General features: G+C 53.2%; 25 protein-coding genes and 1 tRNA gene. 14 read left to right on the forward strand and 12 right to left on the reverse strand.

The features are described from left to right. Window positions 1-71: 71 nt before the first annotated feature. Complete coding sequence (locus tag SIC18_RS13520; RefSeq protein ID WP_048347123.1) at window positions 72-977, forward strand: phycobilisome rod-core linker polypeptide; 906 nt, start codon at window positions 72-74, stop codon at window positions 975-977. 213 nt (window positions 978-1,190) lie between these two features. Then, entirely contained in the window at window positions 1,191-1,484 is a 294-nt protein-coding gene (locus SIC18_RS13525; RefSeq protein WP_053068555.1) for a DUF1330 domain-containing protein, read from the forward strand. Window positions 1,485-1,775: 291 nt separating this feature from the next. On the opposite strand, the gene SIC18_RS13530 is transcribed toward SIC18_RS13525, so the two are convergent. The 4 genes from SIC18_RS13530 to serA all read right to left on the reverse strand — a co-directional run bounded on the left by SIC18_RS13530 (window position 1,776) and on the right by serA (window position 5,203). After that, window positions 1,776-2,183, reverse strand: a complete 408-nt coding sequence (locus tag SIC18_RS13530; RefSeq protein ID WP_245407124.1) for a hypothetical protein — start codon at window positions 2,181-2,183, stop codon at window positions 1,776-1,778. A gap of 99 nt (window positions 2,184-2,282) precedes the next feature. Continuing rightward, window positions 2,283-2,582, reverse strand: a complete 300-nt coding sequence (locus SIC18_RS13535; protein ID WP_006043345.1) for a ferredoxin — start codon at window positions 2,580-2,582, stop codon at window positions 2,283-2,285. Between the two features lie 144 nt (window positions 2,583-2,726). Continuing rightward, window positions 2,727-3,617: a 50S ribosomal protein L11 methyltransferase gene (gene prmA, locus SIC18_RS13540; RefSeq protein WP_413429858.1), complete on the reverse strand. Its 891-nt coding sequence runs from the start codon at window positions 3,615-3,617 to the stop codon at window positions 2,727-2,729. Next, window positions 3,617-5,203, reverse strand: a complete 1,587-nt coding sequence (gene serA, locus SIC18_RS13545) for a phosphoglycerate dehydrogenase (RefSeq protein ID WP_048348294.1) — start codon at window positions 5,201-5,203, stop codon at window positions 3,617-3,619. Before serA ends, prmA begins: the two co-directional genes overlap by 1 nt. Before the next feature lie 146 nt (window positions 5,204-5,349). Between serA and SIC18_RS13550 the strand changes: the two genes are divergently transcribed. From SIC18_RS13550 to SIC18_RS13580, 7 genes are all read left to right on the forward strand, one after another. Next, window positions 5,350-5,907 (forward strand): hypothetical protein, encoded by a 558-nt coding sequence (locus tag SIC18_RS13550; protein WP_048347125.1) that lies wholly within the window; start codon window positions 5,350-5,352, stop codon window positions 5,905-5,907. Then, entirely contained in the window at window positions 5,904-6,683 is a 780-nt protein-coding gene (locus SIC18_RS13555) for a photosystem II S4 domain protein (RefSeq protein ID WP_048347126.1), read from the forward strand. Before SIC18_RS13550 ends, SIC18_RS13555 begins: the two co-directional genes overlap by 4 nt. A gap of 96 nt (window positions 6,684-6,779) precedes the next feature. Further along, a tRNA-Val gene (locus SIC18_RS13560) sits at window positions 6,780-6,851 on the forward strand. A 27-nt stretch (window positions 6,852-6,878) separates the two neighbouring features. After that, window positions 6,879-8,279 carry a UDP-N-acetylmuramoyl-L-alanine--D-glutamate ligase gene (murD, locus tag SIC18_RS13565; protein WP_413429859.1) on the forward strand — a complete coding sequence of 467 codons (1,401 nt, stop codon included), beginning with the start codon at window positions 6,879-6,881 and terminating at the stop codon, window positions 8,277-8,279. Window positions 8,280-8,977: 698 nt separating this feature from the next. Further along, on the forward strand, window positions 8,978-9,265 hold the full coding sequence (locus SIC18_RS13570; protein WP_413429860.1) for a hypothetical protein: 288 nt from the start codon (window positions 8,978-8,980) through the stop codon (window positions 9,263-9,265). 186 nt (window positions 9,266-9,451) lie between these two features. After that, on the forward strand, window positions 9,452-9,922 hold the full coding sequence (locus tag SIC18_RS13575) for an EVE domain-containing protein (RefSeq protein ID WP_048347129.1): 471 nt from the start codon (window positions 9,452-9,454) through the stop codon (window positions 9,920-9,922). Beyond that, window positions 9,906-10,676 (forward strand): hypothetical protein, encoded by a 771-nt coding sequence (locus SIC18_RS13580; RefSeq protein ID WP_413429861.1) that lies wholly within the window; start codon window positions 9,906-9,908, stop codon window positions 10,674-10,676. Before SIC18_RS13575 ends, SIC18_RS13580 begins: the two co-directional genes overlap by 17 nt. On the opposite strand, the gene SIC18_RS13585 is transcribed toward SIC18_RS13580, so the two are convergent. The 4 genes from SIC18_RS13585 to SIC18_RS13600 all read right to left on the reverse strand — a co-directional run bounded on the left by SIC18_RS13585 (window position 10,628) and on the right by SIC18_RS13600 (window position 12,164). Continuing rightward, window positions 10,628-10,927, reverse strand: a complete 300-nt coding sequence (locus SIC18_RS13585) for a DUF2811 domain-containing protein (protein ID WP_350223230.1) — start codon at window positions 10,925-10,927, stop codon at window positions 10,628-10,630. The genes SIC18_RS13580 and SIC18_RS13585 overlap by 49 nt on opposite strands. A 333-nt stretch (window positions 10,928-11,260) precedes the next feature. After that, on the reverse strand, window positions 11,261-11,629 hold the full coding sequence (locus SIC18_RS13590) for a DUF1818 family protein (RefSeq protein WP_048347131.1): 369 nt from the start codon (window positions 11,627-11,629) through the stop codon (window positions 11,261-11,263). Further along, on the reverse strand, window positions 11,626-11,853 hold the full coding sequence (locus SIC18_RS13595) for a DNA-directed RNA polymerase subunit omega (RefSeq protein WP_011620178.1): 228 nt from the start codon (window positions 11,851-11,853) through the stop codon (window positions 11,626-11,628). Before SIC18_RS13595 ends, SIC18_RS13590 begins: the two co-directional genes overlap by 4 nt. Window positions 11,854-11,879: 26 nt before the next feature. Then, on the reverse strand, window positions 11,880-12,164 hold the full coding sequence (locus SIC18_RS13600) for a hypothetical protein (protein ID WP_413429862.1): 285 nt from the start codon (window positions 12,162-12,164) through the stop codon (window positions 11,880-11,882). A 39-nt stretch (window positions 12,165-12,203) separates the two neighbouring features. On the opposite strand from SIC18_RS13600, the gene SIC18_RS13605 reads away from it, so the two are divergent. The 3 genes from SIC18_RS13605 (at window position 12,204) to SIC18_RS13615 (ending at window position 15,028) form a co-directional block, all read left to right on the forward strand. Further along, window positions 12,204-13,835 carry an Hsp70 family protein gene (locus SIC18_RS13605; protein ID WP_048348296.1) on the forward strand — a complete coding sequence of 544 codons (1,632 nt, stop codon included), beginning with the start codon at window positions 12,204-12,206 and terminating at the stop codon, window positions 13,833-13,835. Window positions 13,836-13,910: 75 nt separating this feature from the next. Next, entirely contained in the window at window positions 13,911-14,753 is an 843-nt protein-coding gene (locus SIC18_RS13610; protein WP_048347133.1) for a hypothetical protein, read from the forward strand. A 53-nt stretch (window positions 14,754-14,806) separates the two neighbouring features. After that, on the forward strand, window positions 14,807-15,028 hold the full coding sequence (locus SIC18_RS13615; protein WP_011620183.1) for a ferredoxin-thioredoxin reductase variable chain: 222 nt from the start codon (window positions 14,807-14,809) through the stop codon (window positions 15,026-15,028). 11 nt (window positions 15,029-15,039) lie between these two features. On the opposite strand, the gene pyrR is transcribed toward SIC18_RS13615, so the two are convergent. Next, entirely contained in the window at window positions 15,040-15,609 is a 570-nt protein-coding gene (gene pyrR / locus SIC18_RS13620; RefSeq protein ID WP_048347134.1) for a bifunctional pyr operon transcriptional regulator/uracil phosphoribosyltransferase PyrR, read from the reverse strand. 145 nt (window positions 15,610-15,754) lie between these two features. Here pyrR and gpmI point away from each other — a divergent pair, with 145 nt between their 5' ends. Both gpmI and secG read left to right on the forward strand, forming a co-directional pair. Beyond that, window positions 15,755-17,386 (forward strand): 2,3-bisphosphoglycerate-independent phosphoglycerate mutase, encoded by a 1,632-nt coding sequence (gene gpmI, locus SIC18_RS13625; RefSeq protein ID WP_048347135.1) that lies wholly within the window; start codon window positions 15,755-15,757, stop codon window positions 17,384-17,386. Between the two features lie 13 nt (window positions 17,387-17,399). Further along, window positions 17,400-17,630, forward strand: coding sequence for a preprotein translocase subunit SecG (gene secG, locus SIC18_RS13630; protein ID WP_048347136.1), 231 nt, complete (start codon window positions 17,400-17,402; stop codon window positions 17,628-17,630). A 400-nt stretch (window positions 17,631-18,030) separates the two neighbouring features. Here the strand turns inward: secG and SIC18_RS13635 are convergent, their stop codons facing one another. From SIC18_RS13635 to groES, 3 genes are all read right to left on the reverse strand, one after another. Then, window positions 18,031-18,390, reverse strand: a complete 360-nt coding sequence (locus SIC18_RS13635) for an MscL family protein (RefSeq protein WP_048347137.1) — start codon at window positions 18,388-18,390, stop codon at window positions 18,031-18,033. A gap of 89 nt (window positions 18,391-18,479) precedes the next feature. Next, window positions 18,480-20,111: a chaperonin GroEL gene (gene groL, locus SIC18_RS13640; RefSeq protein WP_048347138.1), complete on the reverse strand. Its 1,632-nt coding sequence runs from the start codon at window positions 20,109-20,111 to the stop codon at window positions 18,480-18,482. Between the two features lie 68 nt (window positions 20,112-20,179). Further along, window positions 20,180-20,491 (reverse strand): co-chaperone GroES, encoded by a 312-nt coding sequence (groES, locus tag SIC18_RS13645; RefSeq protein WP_011620192.1) that lies wholly within the window; start codon window positions 20,489-20,491, stop codon window positions 20,180-20,182. Window positions 20,492-20,616: the final 125 nt, after the last annotated feature.

Below are 20,616 nucleotides of genomic sequence, written 5' to 3' on the forward strand. Positions count from 1 at the left end.
AGACTGCCTAACGATACAAGCCATTCAAGATAAATTAATTCAAGCAAAAGAAATTTGGAGTCTTTTCAGCAATGCTGTCTTCCACCTCAGTCATCACAAGCTTTGGCGGTGAACGCGAAACGAAGCCTTCTATCTCATTCAAGAGCGGTCAGACTAAATCATCCAAGTCCGCAGCACTAAGCAATAGCGAATTCCAGCGAAGACAGTGCGAGGGAATGAAACTAGCGATCGGCCCTCGCCTGCACGATCAATGCGGGACCAAAGTCACTTTCGAGGAATTCCCAGACATCTCTCAGGAGGCACTAGAGAACGCGATAAGCGCTGCCTATCAACATGTCTATGGCAATGCACACGTCATGGACAACGAGAGATCCACTTCTCTTGAAGCAGAATTAAAAGATGGACGCATTTCGATTCAAGATTTCGTGCGTGGGCTCGCAAAATCCGATTTCTACAAGAAAAACTTTTACGACAAATGCTCACCAGAAAGAACGATTGAACTTGATCTCAAACATATTTTAGGCAGAACACCTCATGATCAGCGCGAGATCACAAAATACATTGAGATCCAAGCAGCGAACGGGCATCAGGCTGTGATTGATTCAATGGTGGACTCAGCCGAATATTCAGAGACTTTCGGACGGCATACAGTTCCTTACATGAGGTCTTGGCGTTCGCAAGCAGGATCAGCTCAATCAGCATTCAACAGAACGGCTGCGATTTGTCTTGGATACGCCTATAGCGACAAAGCGATCGGCATCAACTCAAAGTTGAGCCAAGGCTTAAAAACGGGAAAAGCAGAGAGCATTGCCTTCCCGCATGCATCAACACTGAATTTCTCAGGAGCAAACATGATCCTGAAGAGAGGAAAGCCAGCAGCGTGGATCAGAAAATCAGCAACTGTTCTAACAATCGCGGGCACAATCGAAATCACCCGCATCATTCTCACGATTGCCTATAACGCTTTTTCTTCTTAAGGAAGCCAATCAGAGGCACATATCCTGCATTTTCGCAAACAGGATACGTGCCTCTCTGGACAAGAAAACCTCTCAACCAGAGGGAGAAGAGATTTGCGGAATCCTTAGACCTGTTAAAATTATTGTTTATCACAGTGCATAACTTCCTGCTCAGTTCCTTTCGGTACGCCTACAAGGCCTGAGAGAAATTATGCTTTTCCAAACTTTAATTCCATGGCAAAAGGCTATTGGGTTGTGACTGGCACTATTCACACCCCATTGGGAATGGTTCCCTTCATCAACAAGTTCAACGCTTGGCTACCAACAGTGGGCGCACGTTTACTCATTCGCGATCTTGAAACTGACGTGCGGGAAGGGACTCCCGGCTCAGTGAATATCATTGTTGAATTTGATTCAAAAGAACAAGCAGTCACTGCATACGAATCAAAAGAATACCAGGAGTTAATCAATCTCAGGCTTCAGCATTCAGACATCAACCTCACCATCACAGAAGAACTAACAAACTAAGACAGCAATCAGAAACAATCAGCCAACAAATGCCGCCTGATTGGATTACCCTAAAAAAGAAAATTAGCTTTTGACAAGGGTTAGGATTAAGGCATTCAGAGCCATGTCGAACGAGCTTGTTGAAGCAAAGGATATCCCTAGCAATCAACCCTACGCTCCAAAAAGTATATTACATCAGCCAATAACAAAAATATTTTAACGACAAATTCGCTTCAAAAGCACAACAACGATCAAGCCCATCTCTCTTCATAACATCTATCCAAAAAATGAAGCCTGCCTAGCAGAGTCATTTCAACCCCTTCCTTCAACAAAAGGCTCCGGGGGTGAGTCATTCAAATCGACCATTGATTTTGGCAAACGGCTATACCACCACTCCTGCAACTCAGGTGTCAAACGCATCGAGAAGAGAGTTAGGAGCGTAGCCGTAGGGCGAGAGCCGGGCTGGAGCAACTCAACGGAATATGAGGGGCAGCGCCGCGAGGCCAGATCTGGCACAAACCTGCGCCCCACCCGGCGCCAACTCGGCTCTTTGCTGCGCCAAGCCAAGCGACAACAGGGCCAGGGCAGCTCCTCACGATCAAACAAACGACAACAGGGACCAATCACCCGAAAGCTGTACTGTCCGCCTGGACTGGCGTGCACAGATCCATGCTCCAGCAGTGCCTGAACATCAGAACGCAGTGCAGGAACAGGTGTCACAGAATGACCAAAGCCAAGAGCCGTACTCACATTAAAAAGCCACCCGCAAGGGTGGCGAAAGGATCGGCCGAGGGCGACCTCAACTCAAAGCCAAAGGGCTCAATAGAGCTCTTCTTCAGCGTGAGTCTTGATGGTGCAATCAGAGGTTGGATAGGCCACGCAGGTCAGAACGAAACCAGCTTCAATCTGATCGTCGTCCAGGAAGCTCTGGTCGGACTGATCAACAGTACCGGCAGTGATTTTGCCTGCGCATGTGGAACAAGCGCCTGCACGGCAGGAGTAGGGAAGATCGATACCTTGCTCTTCAGCAGCATCAAGGATGTACTGATCGTCAGGAACTTCGATGGTCTTGTTGAGGCCTTCGCTCTCGCTGACCAGGGTGACCTTATAAGAAGCCATGGATGGATGTAATGCGCAGAGATCGAATCGATCTGAATCTGCTGGACCAAACCTTTCTATATCGGACAGACGCCTTGGTACGGGATTCATCAGGGTTTTCCATTCAAGCCCAATGAAAGACGGAGTATTAATAAGAGGGACTTATCAAAAAAGGGGGCTGATTTCGAGCAAACCCCAGCGCCCTTGTTCGCCGATTAGCTTTGCCTGCCAGCCACATTCAGCCAAAACCTCGATCAACCGAGGTGCCTGATCCACCAAAAGGCCACTCAACAGTCCACGACCAGTGGACTTGATCACGGAGGTGAACTGCGGGGCTAACGCTTCGATCACCGGAGCCAGAATGTTGCAGAGGAGCAAATCCGCCGCGTCTCCGTTCAACAAAGTCGCAAGCGTGTCGATCGATCCATGGCTAACGCGGAGTTGCTCGGCCTTCAAACCATTGAGAGCAGCGTTGTCTGTCGTTGCTCGAACCGCCAGTGAATCGGTATCGGCAGCTAAAACCTCATCCGCGCCAAGCGCCAAGGAAGCCAAGCCCAAAACTCCACTCCCACAGCCCAAATCGGCCACCCGCTGGTGGTGTGGCGGCATCGCCTGAAGAGCTTCAAGGCAGAGCCGGGTGGTTGGATGGCTGCCGGTCCCAAAAGCACTTCCTGGGTCCATCTTCAAAACCAAGCGGTGGGCGTGCTCATCGGGGACCTGTAGCCATGCAGGAAGGATCAACAAACGCTGACCCACGGGATCCGGTTGCCAGTGCTTTTTCCAACTAAGACTCCAATCTTCGTCGGCCAGCTCCTCCCAAAGTGGATCTGCCAAGGCAAGTCCGAACGTATCCGCCATCGGGCGAAGACTGTTCAGCAACTGCTCCCGTTGATCCTGCGGCCATTCAGATGCCGGTAGCCATGCGAGCAACGTGCGCTGATCTGGCGACTCCGGGGCATATTGAACAGCCAGGCGATACAGCCCTAGGGACTCCAACTTCCAAAGGAGAGACTCCTCAAGGAGGGGAGGCAGGGGCAGGGAGAGACGCCACCACATCACAACGTGACGGGGTGAGCTTCCTGAATGCCGTTAATGCCGTGGATGGTAGTCAAGAGAGCAGGCGGAATCGGGTCATCAATACTGAGAACCATCACGGCATCACCACGAACGATGCGACGCCCAACCTGCATGGAGGCGATGTTGACGTTGTGCTCTCCAAGAAGAGAGCCAAGGTGGCCAATGATGCCAGGCATGTCGCGGTGCCTGGTGAACAGCATGTGACGACTCGGCGGAACATTCACTGGGAATTCATCAATGCTGGTCACACGCAAATCACCATCTGCGAACACCGCACCGGTCACGCTGTGACCTCCCTGACCACCGCGCGTGGTGAGCTGCAGCGACCCACCTGCAAAATCGCGACTGGCATCGTCCTTAATTTCCAGCACATGAATGCCGCGGCCTTTCGCCTCCAGCGATGCATTCACGTAGTTAATCCGATCTCCCAACGCCGTGCTCAGCAAACCCTTAAGAGCAGCGACCACAAGAGGTTGTGAGGGGTGGCTGGCGAATTCACCTTGCAAGCGCACCTCCAACTCCTGAATCTGCCCACCACTGAGTTGGCTCACCAGCAAACCGAGGGTCTCCGCCAGTTGGAGATGGGGCTTGAGACGCTCCATGATCTCGGCACTGAGACCAGGGATATTCACGGCGCTACGGGCAGGAAGCCCCAGCAAGACATCTCGAATTTGTTCGGCGACATCCACCGCCACATTTTCTTGAGCCTCTTCCGTGGATGCTCCGAGATGAGGGGTTAGAACAAGTCCTCGCTCCACGGCGCGCAGGGGTGAGTCCTGAGCAAGCGGTTCAGACGCAAACACATCCAAACCTGCCCCGGCGATCACCCCCGATTCAATGGCTTCCGCGATCGCAGGCTCATCAACAATTCCACCACGTGCACAATTCACAATCCGTGCCGTACTTTTCATCGTGCGCAGCAGCTCGGCATTCACCAAATTTTCAGTATCAGGTGTGCGAGGGATGTGGAGCGTGATGTAATCGGCCTGCTGGAACAGCGATTCCAGAGTGGTGAGCCTCACCTGCATCTGCTGCGCACGTTCTGCAGAGATGAATGGATCAAAGGCGATCACCTCCATGCCCATCGCTTTTGCGACGCGAGCAACATGAGACCCAATCTTGCCTAACCCCACCACGCCGAGAATTTTTTTATAGAGCTCATTCCCCACATATTTTTTGCGATCCCAAGCCCCTGAACGCATCGAACCATGGGCTTGAGGCACGTGACGAGACACCGATAGCAACATCGCAAGCGCATGCTCAGCCGCTGCGATCGTGTTGCCCTCGGGTGAATTCACCACCAACACCCCGCGTTGCGTAGCCGCTGGCACATCCACGTTGTCGACCCCCACGCCTGCACGGCCGATGATCCGCAACCGATCAGCAGCCTCAATGACATCGGCTGTGACCTGGGTCCCTGAGCGGATCATTAGGGCGTCGTATTCACCAATGATCGATTTGAGCTCTTCCGGTGACAATCCAGTGCGCTCATCCACTTGAGCCACTTGGCCAAGGATGTCGAGCCCCGCCTGATCAATGGGGTCTGAAACGAGAACTTTTGTCATCCAGCGGCGGGAGAAAGCCACCATTAACTGTAGAGATCAGCCCGAAGGTTCTTCTTCAAGTGTCTTCCAGCCCGAACAGTTCTAAAAGAATCGGCTCCAAGAGCAACTGTTCCGAGAGAGAATGATCATTCGGCTGCTGTTGTTTCATGCCCGTTTGCGTTCTGGTATTCAATGAGCGCACTGCTGCCGACCGTCTTCGCCTCTCGCTCCAAGACAAAGGCACGCCATTGCTTCGCGTCGCCCTCGTGGCACCAGCCCCCGGGAAAGGATCCGACCCACCGCAGCAAGACTCCGACTCAGAGTCGGATCTGCCCGCTGAGGGGATGGACGATGTCGACCTGCTCAACCCCAGCCTGGCGCGCCGTCGACGTCAGAAGTCGATGGCGCGCTGGTTGATGCCCTTCGGGTTTTTTGCCGGCTGCACCTTCACCCAGATCACCACGCTCGACACCTTTGCAAGCTTTGGCCCCTGGGGAGAAGCCTTTATTGGAGGATTGCTCGGCATGGGGTCAGGCCTGATGGGTAGCTATGCAGCCGCCGCCAGCGTCCCTTCTGAAAATGAGGACGGTGTCAGGATCCTGCGCAATCGCAACCTCGAAGGCTGCTGGCTACTACTCCTAGAAACGAGGCCCGGGATGGAATTGCCTTGGCAAACCGTCCAAAAGGCGCGTCCACAACAAGTGGTTCGACTCAGCGAACTGTGAGCCTTCCGAGAGACAATCTACTTCGATCCTGCAGGCATCCCACAACGATGACCGCATTGATCGACCTGGCTGAAGATGTTCTGCGGACCTGGCAACCGCGATGGAGTCCCTTCCTATCAGCTTTAATGCTGGAAGATGCCAACCAGCTTGAGTCACTGGCAGAACTGCAGATCAGCCGAGATGGCGGCTACCCGGGAGCAGAGCGCAAACGGTTGCTCATCCAACACGCAGCGACCACAGAGCCTGAGCCCCCTTGCCCTCTAGCTGGTCTCAACGTGGAGGGGAACTTCCTGTTCGATCCAACCTCACCCGACGAGATGCGTCTGGCCCTGCAACGCATCGGGGTGGCTGACGAGTCCCTCGGTGATCTATGGATCCGTGGAGATAGAGGTGCTCAAGCCATTTGCACACCGGAAGCCGCGGCCCTATTGCAGGGACAACGAGGCAGCCTGCGGGAGGTGATCATCACCTGCGAATCCTTGCCACTCGAGGCACTGCAATGGCCTGTTCAGAGAGTCGCTCGGCGGTTGAGCAGCGTTGAAGCCTCATGCCGTCTTGATGCCATTGCCTCTGCAGGCTTCGGAATCTCTCGCTCGAAGGTCGTCAAACAAATCAAGGAAGGGCGCTTGCGGCTCAACTGGGAACCCGTGCGGCTAGCAAGTCGGGATTTAAAAGTGGGTGACCGCTTGCAACTTCAAGACAGAGGCAGTATCGAGATCTTGAACATCGAGCGCACAAAACGCGAGCGATGGCGCGTCGACATCCTCCGCCAGTGAGCGGAGTGGATTCAAACGGCACTCCAACTGCTAACTTCAGTTCCTGGTTGAGCCATAGATCAACCACCCATCTCAAACGACAAACTTGAGAGCTGGGGGCGATTAGCTCAGAGGTAGAGCACTACCTTGACACGGTAGGGGTCACTGGTTCGATTCCAGTATCGCCCACTTCCCTTTAGGGACAGGAGTTCGACAATGGCATGCAGCTTGATCGTGGGGCTTGGCCGCTCCGGGGTCGGCGCAGCGCGCCTCCTTCATGCCCAAGGCCATCACGTCGTTGTACTCGAGCGAGATGAAGGTCCCGAACAACAATCCAAAGCACAGCAACTAAGGGATCAAGGCATCCAAACCGAATTGGGATGTCCTTTGGAGCTCTCAAGCTTTCAACCCTGGTTGGATGAAGTTGAGCAAGTGGTCATCAGCCCAGGGATCCCCTGGGATCATCCCACCTTGATGCAGCTCCGCGACCACGGCGTGATTGTTAGAGGAGAAATGGCTGTGGCATGGCAAGCCCTCTGTGATTGCCCTTGGATTGGAATCACCGGCACCAATGGCAAAACCACCGTGACGCATTTACTGCATCACGTTCTTAACCAAGCGGGACTGCACGCTCCGATGGCTGGAAATGTGGGCCATTCCGCCGCCGAATTAGGTCTGCAGTGCATGGATCCATCCCAATCCAAACCGGATTGGATCGTGATGGAGATGAGTAGCTACCAAATCGAATCAGCGAATGAGGTCAGACCCACCATTGGCATTTGGACCACGCTGACTCCCGACCATTTGGAACGGCACGGCTCAATGGATGCCTACAGAGACATCAAACAGGGCCTGCTTCAACGCTCCACGCATGCCGTTCTCAATGCCGACGACGCAGATCTTCAGAGCAGGCACACTGACTGGCCAGATGCCCAGTGGGTTAGCTCTGCACAAACGACACGGGAGCCAGCAGACCTTGAGCTTTGGATTAATCCGGAAGGCTTGGTTTGCGGGAAACAAGGGTCACTCTTTCCAGCCAATGCTCTCGCCATGCCTGGAGAGCACAATCGCCAAAACCTGATGCTCGTCACCGCAGCTGCGTTGCAAGCTGGATTAGAACCGCAAGCCATCGAGCGTGGGTTACGCAGCTTCCCAGGAGTGCCACATCGCCTAGAAAATCTGGGGTCGCTCCACGGAATGAACGTGTTCAACGACAGCAAAGCCACGAATTACGACGCGGCCGCGGTTGCAATTCAAGCCGTTCCTGGCCCGATCATTCTGCTTGCCGGTGGACTATCGAAGCAAGGCGATGCCAGTGGCTGGCTACAACTTCTACAAGAGAAAGTTTGCGCAATTGCTCTATTTGGAAGCGATCGAGATATTTTATTGAGCCTAATTCGTGGCTCCGGCTATACAGGAGAGGTGATGTCTCACCCCAACATGGCGGACGCCGTGACGGCAGCAATCGAGCAGGGGAAAAACGGCAATGCAGCCTCTCTGTTGTTATCACCAGCCTGTGCGAGCTTCGATCAATACAAAGATTTCGAAGCCCGAGGAAATCATTTCAGGGACATCATTCAGCACCACTCCTGCTACCAATCGACGGGTTCAAATTAAGCAACACCAAATAATATCTTCGTGCAATGAAGATCCAATCAAGGTCACGGTGAATCAAAAACCTCACCAGACAAGCATCATCAAGCCAGCCTCAAACACCAGATGCATGCCCTAAATTCGCTACATGAAGACATTGAAACGGTTTTTACCCTTCGCTCTCATCGCCCTCTTGATGTCTTGCGACTCCCAGGGAGCCAGAGATCAACAGACCTGCGCTCTTTACAACGCTGACCAAATTGATGCTGTCGAAGCACTCAAACGCTTAGGGCTTCAACCCAAGAATGGTCAAAGGTTTGAACCAGTCGAAAGAGCCTGCGCTCACTCCAAAAAGTCTTCTTAGAGAGCCAACAAGACGGATCCGAGTCCAACAAAAGGAAGAGCAGTGATCACCTGACTTTCACCTGGAGTTGTCCTACCGATTACAGGAAACTTATTGAGCAATCATCCTTAGAAAAAGTTGAGGAGGATTGCATGGCCTAGCAACAAACAGGCCAGGTCCATCCGTCGCTGACTGAAGACGACAGAACAGCAACATGGGCCCCTCAGCTACAAACAGTTGACCCAGTGATCCCCTCATTAGGGCGGAGATTCAGCAATCAGCTCAAGCGGAAGAGCCTTGTCCACTCAAGGCTTTGCATCAATGGTCGCTCAAAGAACGAGATCATTGGGACCATCAAAACAGCAATGGAAGAGGGAACATGGTCCAGGCAAAACAACTGCATCTACAAAGCCAGCTCTTACCTCCATTACTAGACAAACACTCTCAATCAACTTATCGCGGTGATCAACAGCAAAATAAAAACCTGATGCCCAGAACAACAATACAAAACGCCGGCATCAAAGCCACTAGCAGCGGAATCAAATTACCACCAATCACAGAGCAAAGCCAACAGCCAACAAAGCAATGGCATCAACAAATAAAGAGTCATTTTCGATTAACTTGGCAGAGAGATACGCCTCCCAGAGCCATCGACATGAATTTTTAAATATAACTCCAAGCATCCAGGGCAAAAGGGCTCTTCCCCGGGCAATCAACCAGAAAATCCACCCTCACTGGCATTGCCAACATTGGCAGTTAAAATCGCATGGCTACTAGGGCAATTTTCAGAGCATGCCCTGAATGCGATACCGACAATGCACCTCCATCAGACCTTCCCTTTAAGCCTCTTATCATGACTAGTGCTTCTTACTGGCTGATGAAAAGCGAGCCAAATGTTTATGGCATTGAACATCTGAAGGACGAGAAAATTACTCTATGGGATGGCATCAGAAATTACCAGGCTCGTAATTTCATGCGAAAGATGAAGGTTGGAGATCAAGCTTTTTTCTACCATTCCAATTGCAAGCCTCCTGGGATTGTTGGTCTAATGGAGGTCACAGAAACTGGCCTCGTTGATCCAACGCAGTTTGATAGCAGCTCTAAGTATCACGATCCAGCCTCCAAGCAGGACTCTCCACGTTGGGATTGCGTGAAACTTGCCTATCGCGGCCAGTTTTCCAACATGTTGACCCTTGACGATCTTCGCCAGTCCTACGAAGCAGACCAACTGACTGTTGTGCGTCGTGGTAATCGACTTTCGATTCTTCCGGTTGACACAGAAATCGCGATGGATTTATTAAAGAGGCTTGGACCACTTCAATGATCCGCTCGCAAGTATTTCTGCTGAGCGACTGCCGATTGCCACCATTATTCCAAGGGCCTGGATCGGCTTCAGGAAAGCGCCTTGGTCCTTCATCGGGCTCACTGCATTGATGCTGTGCTGCCTGATGGGCTTAGGCGTGGTCGCACGAGATCTCCAGCTCAGCAGCAATCGCTTCCTTCAATACACCGGCGATCTGGTGCTCGTGATGGCGGCACTTGTTCCATTAGCACCCTTGATGGCACTGCTGCAGCTGGCAGACGAACACCTGCCCGGGGGATTGGATCGAAACCCAGAGCAACCGGCTGCAAGACACCGATTTCTTTGGCTGCTGAAGCAGACCTGCGGCCTTGCGATTTTAGAAGTCCTCATTGGCATTGGCGGAATCAGTTCGATTCGTCTTTTAAGTCAATTTTTGGCACCCCACAGCGGTGTGCTCGCCAGCCTGGTTGTCGTGTTGGGTGGTGTCGGCATCGCCATCTGGTTGATTGGCCAACTCCTCTCCATTCCATTGCTGATTCATCACGGCTATCGCCCACTCCGAGCCATGGAGCACAGTCGCAAACTTGTTCAAGCCAATCGCCTCAAAGTATTGGCATTGCTTGGACTTCTTCTAGGAATCAACTTGCTTGGCCTCATGGCTGCGAGCCTCGGACTGCTCTTCAGTGTTCCGTTTAGCGCCCTTCTATTGATGGCCAGCTGCCGGACTCAAACACCTTGGCGAAGCGAGTCGCGACGAAACATGTTGCCGACGTAGAGACGGGTGAGCTCTCTGGAGTCGGCACCGTTCTGAACAAGAAATCCAGCCAATGCCGCCTGAACGAGTCGGTACTGATCCCAATTTGGGCAGCGCTCAATAAAGTCAGCCATGGCCTGGTGCAAAGGCAAAGGCATCTCCGTTTGAAAGCTCACGACGTCATCACCCTGAACCTGTTCAGGCGCTTCTTCACCTGTAAGAACTGCTGAGGACTCAACAATCTGATCGGTCGCCAATTGGCCGTGAAACACTCCGGACTCCTTCATCACCACGGCCTGAATCTATGGCCTGTTCTCCACAACCACAAGGGGCCACCCAGAGAAGCGAATCCACCAATCGACAACCGCTCTCTCCATGAGATTCAGGCCATAAACGCAGTGAGGAACAGGAGTTACGCTTTCCCAAGGAGGTCCGCACGCCGTACGCCGTTAATACCACACAAATCCCAAATCCTATGTTTTTCCACAGGATGAAGCCCGCAACTCAAAAACAAGGCGGCACCCTGTGGAAAAGCTGTGCAGTTTGCCCTGAACTTCGTGGAGAAATCAATAAAGACTGATTGATTAGACCAGCTAATCTGATGTTCAATCCCACACTGTTCTCAAAGCGGCCAAAAAAGCTTGAGCCGCTGGAGCAGGCCAACCGCCTTCCATGCCTCTACATGGCATGCCAGTGCCTTGAAGCACAACCTGCAGCCCCCAGCGATCACGCGTGCCATCAAGACACCCCCACCACTCCTGCTGTTCCAACTCCAGAGTGATGGATTCTTCCTCCATCAACTGATCGCGAATCAGCGTGTACTGCTTGTCGAGCTCGTCGAGAAGGGCATGGAGCCCCTTTGCTTCCATCTCGGTGAGCTCGACAGCCCAGTACTCCCCTCCAATGAGGAAAGGAAAGCCTTGACGTCTGAAGTCTCGGGCGAGACGCCAGCCAGGCCCCTCCTGTTGGATCATCCAGGCAGGAGATCAGGCTGATCCTGCTCGTCGGAGAGCTCAACAATTGCGCGATGGACCGGCTTCACACTGGATTCTTCTAGGAGGCCGTCGAAGTCATCAAAACGACGCTGCTTCGCGCGAAAAGCAATCTTGACCGTAGTCAAATAACGGTTGGTGGACTGACGAATCAGGCTCTCGCCCCGCTTCGCGAGGTCCTTTGAGTCCACACCTGCAGAAATCATCTCTGTCTGATCATCGACTCTTCACTCTAAGTGAGCAAATCGCTGTGAAACGGAACCTGCATGGGATACGTACGCTGAGGGCGACCCGGCACTCGCAAAACAATCTGGCGGCCTAATCCCATCGCAAGCAGTGGACGTCTCAGGTGCGTCATCAAACCACTGACCTCCTCAAGGTGTTTACTGTCAATGCACTCAATCCGAATGCATCCCCAACTTCGGGACATGCGGCAATCACGCAATGGTTCCAACTCGGCCTCAATCTCCGGATCCTCTCTATAAAAGGAAAAAACCAGGCGTCTCAACCGATCCATCGCTAGGCCCCGTAGCCTGAACTTCTTATCAAGATGGCCATGGCTGAGGTTCAGCCCCCCAAGGAAGAACAAAACCTTCATCTTTCCGCTCAAGGAACACTTGCGATCGACATTGGGAGCACCAATACGGTGGTTGCCTTTCAGGACGGCAGCGCGTCGCCCCCTCAACTCCTAGACCTGGCACCCATCAGTCAACGACCGGGAGAAATCCCAAGCCTCATCTGGAGCAACTCCCCAACCAACCACCAACCTCTCGTGGGCCGGCAAGTCCTCGACAGCGGCCTCTCCGATGGGACGTCCCTAGAACTTCATCGCGACTTCAAACGCTGGATCGGAGTTTTGGACAAATCCGACCTGCCATCTCATCCCCTCAGTCCTGAGCAAGCTGGCGAAATTCTCTTGCACCAGATCTGGAAACGCCTGCCTCCGACAGTGTCGGTGAAGCGGCTGGTGCTCACGGCTCCTGTTGATCAGGCGCTTGGTTATCGCCAGTGGCTCTTGCAAGCCTGCTCGAGGCTTCCTGTTGATGAGGTAGCGCTCGTGGACGAGCCAACTGCAGCGGCCATGGGCGCAGGACTGCCTGCAGGCTCGAAGTTGTTGGTGGTGGATCTAGGGGGCGGCACGTTGGACCTCTCCCTTGTCGCCTTAGAAGGCGGCGAGGGAAAAGCAGCGCCACTGGCGCAGCTGCTGCGCTTTCGTGGACGCGACCTCAAAAACAGCAAACAGACCCTGCGCTCGGCAAGGGTCTTAGGAAAAGCCGGCATCGCCCTTGGCGGCAGAGATCTGGATCACTGGATCCTGGATCATCTGCTCCCAAACGATCCCGGCCTGATCCTGAGAAATCAGACGAGCCTTTTAAATGCGGCTGAACGTTTGAAATGCAACCTCAGCGATCCCAATCTCGGAAATGAAGAGACCCTCACGGAGTTAGCCAGCGGCATCGATCTGGCTCAACCGATCACCTTGTCGCTCAATCGAAACCAATTCCACGCGCTGCTTGAGCGCCGAGGATTGCTCAAGGTTCTTGAGGGACTGCTCGATCGCACGTTGGCCTCGGCCCGCCAGCAGGGCTGCAGACCAGATGACCTCAACGCCGTCGTCGCAGTTGGTGGTGGAGCCTATCTTCCGCTAATGCGCCAGTGGTTGTCAGAGACAATGCAGCCGGTGCCGTTGCTGACACCACCACCTGTTCAAGCCGTGGCAACCGGTGCTCTCAATCTCACCCCTGGGGTAAGGATCCGAGATCTCCTCCAAAAAGGCGTCTATTTGAGGTGCTGGGATCGTCGTAGTAGTTCCCATCACTGGCATCCCTTATTCCTCTGCGGCCAGCCATGGCCTTCTCTTCAACCCCTGGTCCTGAACCTGAGCGCAAGTCGCAGCAATCAACAGGATCTTGAGCTTGTACTCGGTGAACCCCACGGCGACCGACGACACGAAGTGGTGTTCGTCGGAGGGATCCCCACCGTTAGGGATAACAGCAACGTTCCGGAAACCATTCGGCCTCTGTTGAGCAAGACCATTCGCCTTGAGCTCCATCCACTGGGTCAACCAGGAGAAGACTGTGTGCGCCTAGCTTTTCACCTTGATGACGACGCTCAACTTGTCATGAGCGGAGAAGATCTAAGAACGGGGTTAGCCATCGAACCGTGCACGCTGATAACGGTGCAGTGAACGGTCCGTCCACACACAGTTGAGAGTCCTTTCTCCCCTCCATAGAAAGGAGTTCGTCTAAAGAGGCTTTGGATTTTGGCGCTGCGTCGCCATCTGCCCCATTTTTGGATCATCGCGACTCTTGGTGGAGTCGCAGCACTTTGTACTGGAGCTTATTTATGGGAGCAACAGCTGCCGCGGAAATTAAGTCAGGCGCTCTTAACGGATAACCTCCCAGCCTGCTTGCGCTACGGAGAGCAGCTAGCTGCCCTGCGTTGGCTCGGGCAGAAAGCGCCTGAAGAGCTTGCCATTTGTCGTCGAAGACTGGCTCAACAGGCTTGGGATCCAGCTGATCCAGGTCAGGCTCTGCTTCTTCAAGAGCAGCTCGTCAATTCAGGTGTTGGCTCCCTGCAGCAACAAGAGCAAGATCAAAAGCAGCTGAAACTCTGGAGAGATGAGCTCCGCGACCAGGCTCTCTCTCAATTTCGAGCGGGCCAATTAAACGAGGCCTTGACCATGCTTCGTCCCCTGGAGAAGCACGATGGTCGACCCGGAAGTCGCTTAAGTGACAGCCTCAAGGAAAGCTGGAATCGCAATCGCCATCAGCTTGAACAGCTGAGAGAGCATGTGAACCAAGATCAGTGGTGGGAAGCCCTCAGCGCGCTCAACCAGCTCGATCATCCCTGGTGGCAACGCCAAGCCGAACCCATGCGTCAGGAAGTAGAGCAGGCCATTGACGATCTAAGGGATCGGAAAGAACACCAAAGCCATGGAGCCTTGCCGGCTCACACTGTGGCAAGAGATCTGTTGAACGAGGCGGTGGAGGCATACATCCTCGAAGGAATGCCTCCTTGGGAAGCCTTCATGGCCGGTTGCCGCGATCTAGGTGGAACCATCGTTGAAGACGGCCCTGAGACGCTGTGTCAGGCCAAGCACTAAGGGACCTTGATCTAACTCTCCGTGAGACAATCGCCTGACTTGAACGGACGTCCATGCAGCCGGGTGACAAGGTTGTCGTCTCCACCAGTGTTGTTGTTTTCAACCACCCCCAACATCGTGGAGAAAGTTTCGATATGGAAGGAAGTGAGGGAGAGGTTTTCAAGGTGCTTGACGATTGGAAGGGACGTCCAATCAGCCCAACTCTTCCCGTCGTTGTGGCTTTTGGCCGTTACAAGGCCCACTTCCGAGCGGACGAGCTGACCTCGGCGAGTTGAGGCAAGCCAGATTATTCGGGGATGTTTTCATTCACGCGGCGAAGGAAAACTCCCTCCTCTCCATCCAAGCCAAGAAGACGCAGTTCGATGGTTTCCGATCGACGCGTCGGCACGACCCTGCCACAAAAATCCGGCTGAATGGGCAATTCCCGATGGCCCCGGTCCACCATCACCAGCAATGAAACTCGGCGTGGTCTGCCCCAGGCCTGGATGGCCTCCAACGCTGCTCTGACGGTTCGCCCAGTGAAGACAACGTCATCCACGAGCACAACATCTCTTCCTTCCACGCTCACGGGTAGATCGGTGGCCTGGACCATGCGCACACCCACTCGACCTAAATCATCACGATGAAAGGTGGGGTCGAGGGTGCCAGTCGCCACAACGTGTCCGCTCTGATCTTGTAAGGAGCTGGCAATGACACCAGCCAATTGAACGCCGCGGGTTGGGATCCCCAAAAGCACCAGAGATTCAACGGTTGGCACAGACTCCAAAACCTGAGATGCCAGGCGCGTTACGGTTTTTCGCAACTCATCCGCAGAGAGAATTTCAATCCGATCATCACCAACGTTTCGATCAGCCATCGCTTTTTTTTAAGGCGATCAGTGTATGAACGATTTTCCCCAGCACGATCAGCTTTTGCAAACCTGAAAGGCAAGAATCAGAAGCATTGGGCTGCAGGGAGGTAACTTGATTCTGTAGAGGGACTTAAGAACTGAGATTGACGGAGTGAACGTACCGAACGACCTCGAAGGAAATCTTCTCCGCAACGCTCCCGTTGCACCTGTGGTTCTTGCGATCCTCGATGGATGGGGATTTTGTGACTCCACTGAGCACAACGCCATCCGCAGCGCTTCAACTCCGGTCATCGATGCGCTCTGGCATGCCTATCCCCACGCCCTTATTGAAGCGAGCGGATCCCATGTGGGACTCCCCGACGGTCAGATGGGGAATTCAGAAGTAGGGCACCTCACCATTGGAGCCGGTCGGATTATCCGTCAAGAGTTAGTGCGTATCAGTGAAACTGTGCGCGAGCGCCGACTTGGCAGTACCTCAGCTCTTCAATCAGTCGCCGAACGTCTACGCAGGACTGGTGGCACCCTGCATCTGCTTGGTCTCTGCTCCGATGGCGGCGTACACAGCCATGTAGAGCACGTTTGTGGGCTTCTCGAATGGGCGGCAGAGGAGGGTCTCAAGAACGTGGCCATCCACGCGATCACCGACGGACGAGACACGCCGACCCAAAGCGCACCAACACACCTGAGCAAAATCCAAGCGGCAATCAACACCCATGGAATTGGCCGAATTGCCAGTCTCTGTGGGCGCTACTGGGCGATGGATCGTGACCATCGATGGGAGAGAACAGAGCGGGCTTATGACTTACTGACCGATCCTGATTTGGACCTTCAAGAGGATGACCCCGCGTCCGTATTAGCCAGCAGCTACGCCAAAGGCATCACCGACGAATTCTTGGAACCCGTTCGCTTCTCCGATGATCCACTTCGAGATGGTGATGCGTTGCTGATGTTTAACTTCCGTCCAGATCGGGCCAGACAAATTGTTCAGGCCCTCTCACTACAGGAATTTGAAGGCTTCAAGCGCGCTCATCAGCCAACGCTTGACGTGGTGACATTTACTCAATATGAAACTGACCTACCTGTCTCTGTGGTCTTTCCACCCGAATCACTCGACCAGCTTTTGGGTCAGGTGGTCGCTGATGCCGGCCTGAAGCAGTACCGCACAGCAGAAACGGAGAAATATCCCCATGTCACCTACTTCATGAATGGGGGAATCGAACAACCCCTTAAAGGGGAAAAGAGGCACCTCGTTCCCTCTCCCCGTGTCGCCACCTACGACCAGGCTCCAGAAATGTCTGCCGACACTCTCACCGAAAGCTGTGTTGCCGCGATCCAGCAGGGTGAGCACTCACTTGTTGTGATCAACTATGCAAACCCAGACATGGTGGGGCATACCGGCATGATGGAAGCAGCAACGAAAGCGATTGAGACCGTTGATCGCTGCATCGGCAAACTGCTGGATGCCGTCGGGCGAATGGGTGGCACCTTGCTGATCACTGCAGACCACGGAAACGCAGAGCGCATGCAAGGACCGGATGGTCAAGCCTGGACAGCACACACCACCAATCCAGTGCCGGTCATTTTGATCGAGGGAGAGAAACGCAAGGTTCCGGGGTTGGGGAATTCCATTCGTCTGCGTGAGAATGGCGGTCTTGCCGATATTGCGCCAACTCTTCTTCAGCTGCTCAATTTGGACAAACCAGAAGCCATGACGGGCATCTCCTTGATTGAACCGATCGAAGCCTCAGCTCCAGCCACGACCAAGCTGCCTCAACCCGTTTAAGTAAGATCAATCCATGCTTACGACTGTTCTCTCTTGGGTTTGGATCGGCAGTGGCGCCGTTCTGATTCTTCTTGTTCTCTTGCACAGTCCCAAAGGGGATGGAATGGGGGGTATTGCAGCAAGTGGAAGTTCATCGTTCACCAGCTCTAGCAGTGCAGAAGCAACCCTCAATCGCATTACCTGGACAACCCTTTCATTTTTCCTCGCACTAGCTGTGATTTTGAGCGCTGGCTGGCTCGGCTAAAAAGTAAAAAGCCCATCGAACCTCATCGGCAATTCAAAGTATTCAAAAAAATTGCCGCAAAAACGAACGCCCCTTAATCTTTATCAAACTCAGAAATATTAACCTTGTCAGATATTCTGTTTCTCCAAAAACCTTGCAGTAGAATTACACAAACAGTTCAGCCTAGACAGCAAGGTTGAAAAACAGCCGAATTCAAAGAGCACTCACCGGAACCGAAGTGAACACGAGCAAAGCAAGATATCGCTGGCTGCCAGAGCACCTGATATCAGTGGCGCAGAACCAGCAAAGCAGTTCTGGGAGACTCAAGCCTGATGAGCGCTGATTCGGCCACCCTGAATCAACAAAAACAGAGTAAATGCTTTGCTGTCGTCATCATCAGGCCGGGCATCAACTTGTTGGCTTATGAGTCATCGTCTGAAGACTTCACGCTACGCAAACGGTCGAAACCGCCCGAAGCAAGCCGCTGAGATCGATTAATCGCTTTAACAAGCAGGAACAACACCCACCCCACAATCAAAGAATTGAGCATCACGTTCATGGCCTGACCAAGAAGCAGCTCTCCACCGGCATAGGGAATCACCCACTCTTCCCAACCACCATTACGAATCAAGGGATTCAACAAGGGCATTAACAGATCCTCCGTCAGAGCATTGACAACCTGCTGGAACTGGGTGCCCACTACAACAGCAATCGCCAAATTCAAGGCATTTCCCTTTTGAAAGAAGAATTCGGTGAATTCACGAAACCAACGGAGAGACATTAAGAGAACAAGAAACCATATATTGGAGCACATCCATTAAAAAAGCCCCCGTGTGAACGGAGGCTGCAAACATGGTCGAAACGGAGCGCTTAGTAGTCGAAGTCGCCACCCATGCCACCGGCACCAGCAGCAGCTTCTTTCTTCTCTGGCATGTCAGCAACGATGCACTCGGTGGTTAGCACCATGCCAGCGATCGAAGCAGCATTTTGCAAACCAGAGCGGGTCACCTTGGCCGGGTCAACAATGCCAGCAGAAAGCATGTCGACATACTCACCGTTGGCTGCGTTGTAGCCCTCATTAAACGACTTGGACTTGACGTTTTCAGCAACGACAGCACCATTCACGCCAGCATTTTCAGCAATGCGCATGAGGGGAGCGGTCAGCGCTGAGGCCACGATGTTGGCACCGATCAACTCTTCGCCGGACAGGTTGGCGGAAGCCCAGTCTTCCAAGGCTGGGGCCATGTGAGCCAAGGTTGTACCGCCACCAGGCACGATGCCCTCCTCAACGGCTGCCTTTGTCGCGTTGATGGCATCTTCCAGACGAAGTTTCTTGTCCTTCATCTCGGTTTCGGTGGCTGCTCCCACCTTCACAACAGCAACGCCACCAGCCAGTTTGGCAAGACGCTCCTGAAGCTTCTCTTTGTCATAGGTGGAATCGGTCTCATCCATCTGCTTCTTGATCTGCTCGCAACGGGTGCTCACAGCCACCTCATTGCCTTCGGCAACAATCGTGGTGGTGTCTTTGTTGATGGTGACGCGACGGGCAGTCCCCAACATCTCCAGCTTGGCGTTTTCAAGCTTCAGACCTTGGTCTTCCGTGATCAACTGACCGTTGGTCAGGACCGCCATATCTTCGATCATCGCCTTACGGCGATCACCGAAACCAGGAGCCTTCACTGCTGCCACATTGAGAACTCCGCGCAAGCGGTTCACGACCAAAGTGGCGAGGGCTTCTTTCTCGATGTCCTCAGCAATGATCAAGAGAGGCTTACCAGTTCGAGCAATTTGCTCAAGAACAGGTACCAGATCTTGTACCAAGCCAATCTTCTTGTCGGTTAAGAGGATGTAAGGCTCGTCCAGAACCGCTTCCATCCGCTCAGTGTCTGTCGCGAAATAAGGGGAGATATATCCCTTATCGAAACGCATCCCCTCAGTGACCTCAAGCTCAGTCTCCATGGATTTCCCTTCTTCAAGGGAAATCACACCTTCTTTGCCAACTTTATCCATGGCGTCAGCAATCATCTTGCCAACTTCTTCGTCATTGCCGGCAGAGATTGTGCCAACCTGAGCGATAGCGTTGCTGTCTGCAATCGGCTTTGCATTTTCTTGGATCTTTCCAACCAAGAAATCGGATGCCTTATCAATACCCTTCTTCAGGGTGATTGCATTAGCGCCGGCTGCCACATTGCGCAAGCCTGCTTTCACCATGGCATGAGCCAAAACAGTTGCTGTTGTGGTGCCGTCTCCAGCAGCGTCGTTGGTTTTGGATGCAGCCTGACGTATGAGAGCAACACCGGTGTTTTCGATGTGATCCTCAAGCTCGATCTCTTTAGCGATCGTGACTCCATCATTGATAATCTGAGGAGCACCAAATTTTTTCTCGAGCACCACATTTCGGCCTTTAGGACCGAGGGTTACTGCGACAGCTTCGGCAAGAATGTCAATGCCTTTTTCGAGAGCACGGCGAGCGTTCTCGTTATAGATAATGCGCTTAGCCATAAGAGGCGATTAAAAAGTTTGAGAGGAAAATTCAGGTATTTCTGAGATAAAACTCAGAGGTTTTGCGGTCAGCCCACCACAGCGAGGATGTCTTTCTCAGACAGGAGTACGTACTCGTCGCTACCAAGCTTGATGTCAGTACCGGCGTACTTGCTGTACAGCACCTTGTCGCCAATACCGACTTCAGGTGCCTGACGACTGCCATCGTCATTGGATTTGCCAGGACCAACCTGAACAACTTCGCCCACTTGAGGCTTTTCTTTTGCTGTGTCAGGAAGAAGGATGCCGCCTGCAGTTTTCTCCTCTGATTCAGAGATTTTTACGAAGACGCGGTCTCCAAGAGGCTTAACGGTGGAGACGCTGAGGGAAACAGCTGCCATGAGGATTTGAGAAGCAGGGACAGGGCGCTCGGCGCCACTCAAACGATGCGAGTTAGCACTCGAGGTCGTTGAGTGCCAAAACTAGATCCGTTCATGGGTCATGCACCAGCGCTGAGCTGTGCGGG

Origin of the sequence: Synechococcus sp. Cu2B8-bc1011, from assembly GCF_047302735.1 — a bacterium.
Taxonomy (GTDB): Bacteria; Cyanobacteriota; Cyanobacteriia; order PCC-6307; family Cyanobiaceae; genus Synechococcus_C.